The 7172-nt window shown below is 68.3% G+C and carries 7 protein-coding genes; all 7 read right to left on the reverse strand.

Going from position 1 to position 7172, the window contains the following annotated elements; all coding sequences use genetic code 11:
• Window positions 1-301: MFS transporter (locus VIR09_RS22770; RefSeq protein ID WP_332014909.1), on the reverse strand; the 301-nt coding region annotated here is incomplete at its 3' end.
• Between the two features lie 112 nt (window positions 302-413).
• Complete coding sequence (gene map / locus VIR09_RS22775; protein WP_054456411.1) at window positions 414-1205, reverse strand: type I methionyl aminopeptidase; 792 nt, start codon at window positions 1203-1205, stop codon at window positions 414-416.
• A complete protein-coding gene (locus VIR09_RS22780; RefSeq protein ID WP_013394276.1) occupies window positions 1206-1451 on the reverse strand; it encodes a ParD-like family protein in 246 nt (81 codons plus the stop codon).
• 151 nt (window positions 1452-1602) lie between these two features.
• Entirely contained in the window at window positions 1603-2289 is a 687-nt protein-coding gene (locus VIR09_RS22785) for a DUF2894 domain-containing protein (protein ID WP_332014910.1), read from the reverse strand.
• Complete coding sequence (locus VIR09_RS22790) at window positions 2279-2929, reverse strand: OmpA family protein (RefSeq protein ID WP_332014911.1); 651 nt, start codon at window positions 2927-2929, stop codon at window positions 2279-2281. The genes VIR09_RS22785 and VIR09_RS22790 overlap by 11 nt, the downstream gene beginning before the upstream one ends.
• Window positions 2926-6615: a DUF802 domain-containing protein gene (locus VIR09_RS22795; RefSeq protein ID WP_332014912.1), complete on the reverse strand. Its 3690-nt coding sequence runs from the start codon at window positions 6613-6615 to the stop codon at window positions 2926-2928. The genes VIR09_RS22790 and VIR09_RS22795 overlap by 4 nt, the downstream gene beginning before the upstream one ends.
• 10 nt (window positions 6616-6625) lie before the next feature.
• Window positions 6626-7172, reverse strand: a 547-nt coding sequence (locus tag VIR09_RS22800; protein WP_332014913.1) for a DUF3348 family protein, incomplete at its 5' end; no start/stop codon positions are given.

A 7172-nucleotide genomic window follows, 5' to 3' on the forward strand; every position in this document is an offset into this window, starting at 1 on the left:
CCAGGCTCAGTCCGCCCGTGGCCAGCAGCGCCAGCAGGCCCAGCAGGCTGGCGGCGCGCACGCATTCGGCGGCGGTCATCAGCGCGCGCCGCGACATCCGGTCGGCCAATACACCGGCGGGCAGGGACAGCAGCAGGAAGGGCAGGGTCTGGGCGGTTTGCAGATAACCCGTCTCGGCTGCGCTGGCGCCCAACGCCAGGACCGCGACCAGCGGGGCGGCCGCCAGCGCCATCTGTTCGGAGAATTGGGCGGCCAGGTTGGAGGCGGCCAGGCGGCGGAATGCGGAGGGCAGGGCGGACATGGATGCGCGGATGGCGGAAACGGCAAGGGCACGATCATGATCGTGCCCTTGCCTGTGCGCACTCCGTTCCTTGCCATGGGCAAGGAACGGCGCGCCGCGTCACCTCAGGGTATCAGGGGATGGGCGGATAGTCGCCAAAGCCGTCCGGCCAGGGCGTCAGCACCTCGTAGCCGGTTTCGGTCACGACCACCATGTGTTCCCATTGCGCTGACAGCGAGCGGTCCTTGGTGACCACGGTCCAACCGTCGGGCAGTTGCTTGGTCTGAGGCTTGCCGGCGTTGATCATCGGTTCGATGGTGAACATCATGCCGGGCTGCAGCACCATGCCTTCGCCGGGGCGGCCATAGTGCAGCACCTGCGGATCGTCGTGGTAGATCTGGCCGATGCCGTGGCCGCAGTATTCGCGCACGATGCTGAAGTGCTCGCGGTGCGCCACGGTCTGGATGGCGTGGCCGATGTCACCCAGCGTGGCGCCGGGCTTGACGGCCATGATGCCTGCGCGCATGGCTTCGTAGGTGGTGTTGACCAGGCGGCGCGCCAGCGGGCTGGGCTGGCCCACGTAGTACATGCGGCTGGTGTCGCCGAACCAGCCGTCCTTGATGACGGCTACGTCGATGTTGAGGATGTCGCCGTTCTTTAGCACCTTGGCCGACGGGATGCCGTGGCAGATCACGTGGTTGGCCGAGGCGCAGATGGTCTTGGGAAAGCCGTGGTAGCCGACGTTGGCGGGAATTGCCTTCTGCACGTTGACGATGTAGTCGTGGCAGATGCGGTCCAGCTCGTCGGTGGTGACGCCCGGGCGGACGTGTTCGGCAATCATGTGCAGCACTTCCGCCGCCATGGCGCCGGCCTTGCGGGCCATTTCGATGTCGGCGGCGGACTTGATGGATACCTTCTTCGCCATTTACGCGGCCTCCTGCTGGGCGGCCTGCGGCAGCCCCTGGGACAGGGAGGCGATGGCGAAGCCTTCCGCCTGTTCGATGCGGATCAGGAGTTGGCAGATGTCGGCGTGGCGCAGCTCGGGATAGAGCTCGGACAGCATGCCGATGCGCATCCAGTGTTCGGCCTGGGAATTGATGGAGCGGCTGAGTGCGCCGCTGGCGACGCGGAGATTCTCATGCATCTGCTCGGAAATCTTGACGATGCCCATGGAGTTAGCGATCCATATATGGTTTGTATATGGAACGTATCTTACTGCTGATGAGTGGAAGGGCGCAAATCGGGGGCCAGGAGACGCCTGGCGGGGCGGCCCGATGAGCGCGCAGGTGGGGCTGGCTGGCTCGGGCCGCGCCCTGGCACTGTCAGCGTCCCTTGCCGCGCGCCGTCTTCTTGGCGCCGGCGCGGGGCGCGGCTTCCTTGGGCGGGGGCGCCGTGGCGGCTTGCACCTGCTCCAGCCACATCAGCGCATCGGTGTACGACAGGAACTGTTGCAGATAGCCCGGCGACACCTCGCGCATCAGCGACAGCGCGCGGTGCACCAACTGGTTGGAGTTGAGCGGGCCGGCGTTCTTGTGCACCTGTTCCTGGGACTGCCGGACCTGCCGGTCCGCGCTGACTCGCGACCAGACGCCACGGAAGTACTCCAGCACTTCCAGTTCCGGGTAGGAGGCGCGCAGGTCGGCGGCGCCGCGCGCGTCGGGGCCGGAATCGGCCATATAGGCGGCCAGCGCCGCCAACGGTCCGGGTTCGCAAGCGGCGGGAGCGGGCGCGGTGGCGCCTGCTTGGGCGCATTCATCGGCACTTTCGCCGGCGTCTTCCAGTGCCTCTGTGGACGCGCCGTCCAGTTCGGCCTCGTAGGCCTGGATCAGCGCCGCCAGCCTGCCGTCCAGCAGCTTGCGGGCCTGGCCGTCCTGCGCCGCGGCGCGTCGCTGCAGGGCGTCCATGAACTGGAAGCGGACCGGCGCGAGGCGGTCCGCGCCGGTTTCCCGCCAGGCGTCCAGCATGGCCCGGGCGTCGATGATTTCGCCGCGCGTGCCGTCACTGGCCATTCTTGGTTCCGGCGTCGCTGGAGGGTTTGGGGATGGGCGCGATTTCCACCCGGCGGTTCTTGGCCCGGCCTTCCTCGTCAGTGTTCGCGGCCACCGGCTGTTCGGAGCCGAAGGCCGCGGCGAACACGGCCGACGAAGGCACGCCCTCGTCGATCAGGGCGCGCGTCACGGTCAGGGCGCGCTGCGCGGACAGGTCCCAGTTGTCGGCGAAGCGCCGGTTGCCCTCGCGCACCTGCTGGTCGTCGGTATAGCCGCTGACCATCAGGATCTCGTTGTGCGATTTCAGATAGGCCGACAGGGGTTCGATCAGACTCTTCAGGATCTCGCGGCCTTCCGGCTGCAACTGGTCGGAGTTCAGCGCGAACAAGACGCTTCCGCTGATGCCGATGCGGCCGTTGATCAAGGTCACGCGGCCGGCGGCCAGCGGTCCCGCCAGCGCCTGCTCCAGCGTCTCGCGGCGTTGGGTTTCGACCTGGCGTTGCTTGACCTCTTCCTCGAGCTGGGTCGATAGCTGCAGTTGCACCGCGACGACGCTCACCAGGATCAGGACGAAGGCGCCCAGCAGCACCGACATCAGGTCGCCAAAGACGGCCCAGGCCGGGACTGCGGGCTCCACGCCGCCGTCGATGTCCTCGCTCATGCCGCTTCCGCTCCGGCCGTCGCGCGCTGGCTGGCCAGCTGCTGCAGGTTCTCGATGATCTGCTTCTGCGACACCATGCTCAGGTCGACCACTTCACGGGCCTGGGCCACGTAGTAGGCCAGCTGTTCGTCGCCGCGCGCGATGGACTTGTCCAGCGCCGCTTCGATGCGTTGCAGGTGCGCGACCAGCTTGTCGTTGGATTCGCCAAAGAGCTGCACGGCCGTACCGAAGGATTCGCCCAGGCTGGCCACTTCGATCGCGCCGCTGGCGACCTGCGCGGCCACCTCGGCGAGCTTGCCGGTTTCGGCCTGGGCCTGCTCGGTGAACTGCGTGCCGACGCGATCCAACAGGTCTGCGGATGAGGACACCAGCGCGTCCACGGCTGTTCGTTGTTCAGCGGCGGTGTGGTTCACGGCGTCCAGCAAGGTGCCCAGGGTTTCCAGCAGGCGAGTGCGTTCTTCCAGCATGTCGTTGTCGCGCTCCATGCTGTCGGAGAGCTTCTGGCGCAGTTCGCCGATGACCTCGGCGGCGGCGCGCGGCGCTTCGGAGGCGGCCTGCACCAGGCGGCCGATTTCGGCGATGGTGTCGTTGGCCGACGCCTGGGTCTGGGCGCTGATGTCTTGCGCGGTGATGGCCAGCGTGTCGCAGATCTGCTGCTGCTGGCTGGCCGTGTAGGAACTGGTCTGCTCCCATTCGGCGCGCAGCGACTCGGCCATGGCGCCGAGCTTGCCGGTCCAGGCGTCCAGGCGCGCTTCGTCCTTGGATGCGAGCGCTGCTTGCAGGTCCGTCTGCGACTGGTCCAGCGTCTGCAGCAGGGCGGCGGAATGCTGTTCGAAGGCCGCGGCGGCGGTTTCCAGCGCTTGCTGGTTGTCGCCCGCCAGCTTGGCGTTGACCTGTTCCTGGCGCGCCTGCGCGTCGGTCCAGGCCTGGGTGACGCCAGTCGCCGCCGTTTCCAGGCGGACCGATACGCTTTCCAGCAGGCCGGCCTGGGCCTGCGTCTGCGCAGAGATGTCGCGCGCGGTCTGGGCCAGCGTGTCGTTGACTTCCAATTGGCGCAGCGCGGCTTGCGTGCCGGCTTGTTCCCATTCCTGGCCGAGCTTGGCGGCCATGGCGGTCAGCGTGCCGGTCCAGGCGGCCAGGCGTTCCTGGTCGCGCGAGGCGAGGGCGTCCTGCAATCCGGCGTGCGATTGCTCCAGCGTTTGCAGCAGGGCGGTGGAGTGCTGCTCGAATGCGGCGGCGGCGGTTTCCAGCGCTTGCTGGTTGTCGCCGGCCAGCTTGGCGTTGGCCTGTTCCTGGCGCGCTTGCGCTTCGGTCCAGGCCTGGGTGACGCCGGTAGCCGCCGTTTCCAGGCGGGCCGACACGCTTTCCAGCAGGCCGGCCTGGGTCTGCGTCTGCGCGGCGATGTCGCGCGCGGTCTGGGCCAGCGTGTCGTTGACTTCCAATTGGCGCAGCGCGGCTTGCGTGCCGGCTTGTTCCCATTCCTGGCCGAGCTTGGCGGCCATGGCGGTCAGCGTGCCGCTCCAGGCGGCCAGGCGTTCCTGGTCGCGCGAAGCCAGCGCGGCTTGCAATTCAGTGTGCGACTGGTCCAGCGTTTGCAGCAGAGCCGCGGAATGCTGTTCGAAGGTGGCCGCGGCGGCTTCCAGGGCCTGCTGGTTGTCGCCAGCGAGCTTGGCGTTGGCCTGTTCCTGGCGAGCCTGGGCTTCGGTCCAGGCCTGGGTGACGCTGCCGGCCGCCGTTTCCAGACGGGCGGATACGTTCTCCAGCAAGCCGGCCTGGGCCTGGGTCTGGGCCGCGATGTCGCGCGCGGTCTGGGCCAGCGTGTCGCTGACGGCTTGTTGGCGGGCCACGGTGTCGGCGCCGGCCTGCTGCCATTCCTGGCTCAGCGTGGCGCCCATGGCGGTCAGCGTGCCGGTCCAGGCGGCCAGGCGTTCCTGGTCGCGCGAGGCCAGCGCATTCTGTAGCTGGGCATGCGACTGGTCCAGCGTCTGCAACAGGGCGGCGGAGTGCTGTTCGAAGGTGGCGGCGGCCGCGGCCAGGGCCTCGCGGTTGTCGCCGGCCAGCTTTTCGCCGGCCTGTTCCTGGCGGGCCAGGGCGTTGGTCCATTGCTGCGAGACGCCGTTGGCGGCCGCTTCCATGCGGGCCGACACGCCGTCCAGCAACTGGGCCTGGACCTGCGCCTGCGCGGTGATGTCATGCACCGCCCGCGCCAGCGTGGCGCTGATCGCCTCTTGGCGTTCAGCGGCCTGTGCGCCGGACTGCTCCCATTCCTGGCGCAGCGTGGCGCCCATGGCGCCCAGCGTTTCGGTCCAGGCGGCAAGGCGCTGCTGGTCGCGCGAAGCCAGTTCGGATTGCAGCAGGGAGTGCGATTGGTTCAGGGTGCGCAGCAGCGAGGCCGAATGCTGCTCGAAGCTGGCCGCGGCCGCGGTCAGGGCTTGCAGATTGTCGCCAGCCAGCTTTTCGCTGGCCTGCTCCTGGCGCGACAGTGCCTGGGTCCATGCGTGCGACATGCTGCCCGACGATTCCTCCAGACGGGAGGACACGCTGTCCAGCAGGGCGGCCGAGCGTTGTTCGAAGGTCTGGGCGAAGTGGTCGAGCGAGGCGCGCAGATCCTGGGACAGGGCTTCGCTGGCGCGTTGCTGTCCGGCCAGGGCCTGGTTCCAGATGCCGGCGACGTTGCTGGTGGTGGCCTGGAAGCCCGAGGTCAGGCCTTCCAGCTGGCGCTGCACGGCTTGCGTCACGGTGTCCTGCAGCGTTGCGGTTTCGCGCGACAGGCTGGCCATCGTCGCTTCCACGACCGGTTGCAGGGCGGCGCCGGCCGAGCGCGCGCTTTGCGACACGCTTTCCTTCATGGACTGTTCCATGACGGCGGCCAAGCGGGAGTAGGCCGCTTCGGCCTTGCCCTGGAAGGCGTCCTGGCTGGCCATGTGGCGGTCGCTCAGGGCCTGGTTCTGCTGCGCCATGTTGTTCATCATGGTTTGCAATTGGTCGACCAGGGTCGGCATGGCTTCGGCCTGGCGCTGCATGACTTCGGCCTGGCGTTGCAGCAGCTTGAAGGATTCCTCGCGCTGGTAGCCTTGCGAGTACACCCGCAGCGTGGTCGCGGCCTTGCTGTCCAGCAGTTGCGCTGCGCGCACGCGTTCGCGGCGGCACAGGGCCGCCAGCAAGCCCAGCATGGCGGAGCTGGCGACACCGGCGATCGAGGTGCCGAAGGCGAAGCCCAGGCCCTTGACCGGCGCGGCGAGCGAGGCGCGGATGGCGGCCAGGTCGGTCGCGCTTTCCAGCGCGAGGCCGGTGCCGCGCAGGGTCACGACCATGCCCAGGAAGGTGCCCAGCATGCCTAGCAGCACCAGCAGGCCCACCAGATACGGCGTCAGCGCCGGTCCGGGCAGGCCCGCGCGCTCGCCTTCGATGCGCAGGCGCGCGGCGTTGCGCAGGCTGGGCGGCAACTGGTCCAGCCAGGATCCCAGGTTGCCGGGGGCGTCGGACAGGCCCGTCAGCGCGCGGGTCAGCGAGGACGTCGCCTGCTGATAGCGCAGCAGTTCGAGCGCGCCGCCCAGGTAACAGGCGCCTATCAGCAAGGTCACGGCCAGCGCCAGCGGATTGTTGCCCGCATAGCCCGCGCCGATCCAGCCCACGACGGCCAGACCCGCCAAGAAAACAACGAGATTAGTCAGATATTTGGACATAGTGTCCCGGTTAGCTGGCGCGAAGGGTGGCAAGCAACCCTTCGACCGGTTGTAAACGAACATCCAATTCGGCTAGCAGCACGCTGCGCATGTCTTTGCGGAACGTGTCCAGCCAGGCGCCTGGCGTTATCGATGCCTGCGCCGGCGCTATGCCTGCCTCGGCTTCGCCCTCAGCACCGGCTTCAGCCAATGCGGCAAGCTCGGTCAGCGCTGCGGCCTCGGCATCGCGCAGGCGGTTGAAATGGCCTTGGAGCAACTTCGGAATCACGCCGAAAAGCGCGCGTTCCTTGGGCAGCAGCGCGCGGTCCATGATGGCGTCGACCACCGCCAGACGTGTCATTTCGCCATTCTTGGCCGCAACCATGCCGCGCAGGCGGCTGCGCAGATTGCCGACGGCGGTTTCCATCGTGTGCTGCAACGACAGATAGCGCTGGCGAAAATTCGCGTAGTCGGCGTCGGCCTCGGCCAGCGCCGCCAACTGTTTGGCGGGAGCGTGGGCTTGCCCCGGCCCTGGCCGCTTGGCGGCCGTGGCCGCGGTGTCGCTGGCGATGGCGTCG

This window comes from Achromobacter sp. (assembly GCF_036567245.1).
In the GTDB taxonomy this organism is placed as follows: domain Bacteria; phylum Pseudomonadota; class Gammaproteobacteria; order Burkholderiales; family Burkholderiaceae_B; genus Achromobacter.

Coding starts and splice junctions, on each gene's coding strand:
- map (WP_054456411.1), bottom strand. CDS start 1,205: ATGGCGAAGAAGGTATCCATCAAGTCCGCCGCCGACATCGAAATGGCC.
- VIR09_RS22780 (WP_013394276.1), bottom strand. CDS start 1,451: ATGGGCATCGTCAAGATTTCCGAGCAGATGCATGAGAATCTCCGCGTC.
- VIR09_RS22785 (WP_332014910.1), bottom strand. CDS start 2,289: ATGGCCAGTGACGGCACGCGCGGCGAAATCATCGACGCCCGGGCCATG.
- VIR09_RS22790 (WP_332014911.1), bottom strand. CDS start 2,929: ATGAGCGAGGACATCGACGGCGGCGTGGAGCCCGCAGTCCCGGCCTGG.
- VIR09_RS22795 (WP_332014912.1), bottom strand. CDS start 6,615: ATGTCCAAATATCTGACTAATCTCGTTGTTTTCTTGGCGGGTCTGGCC.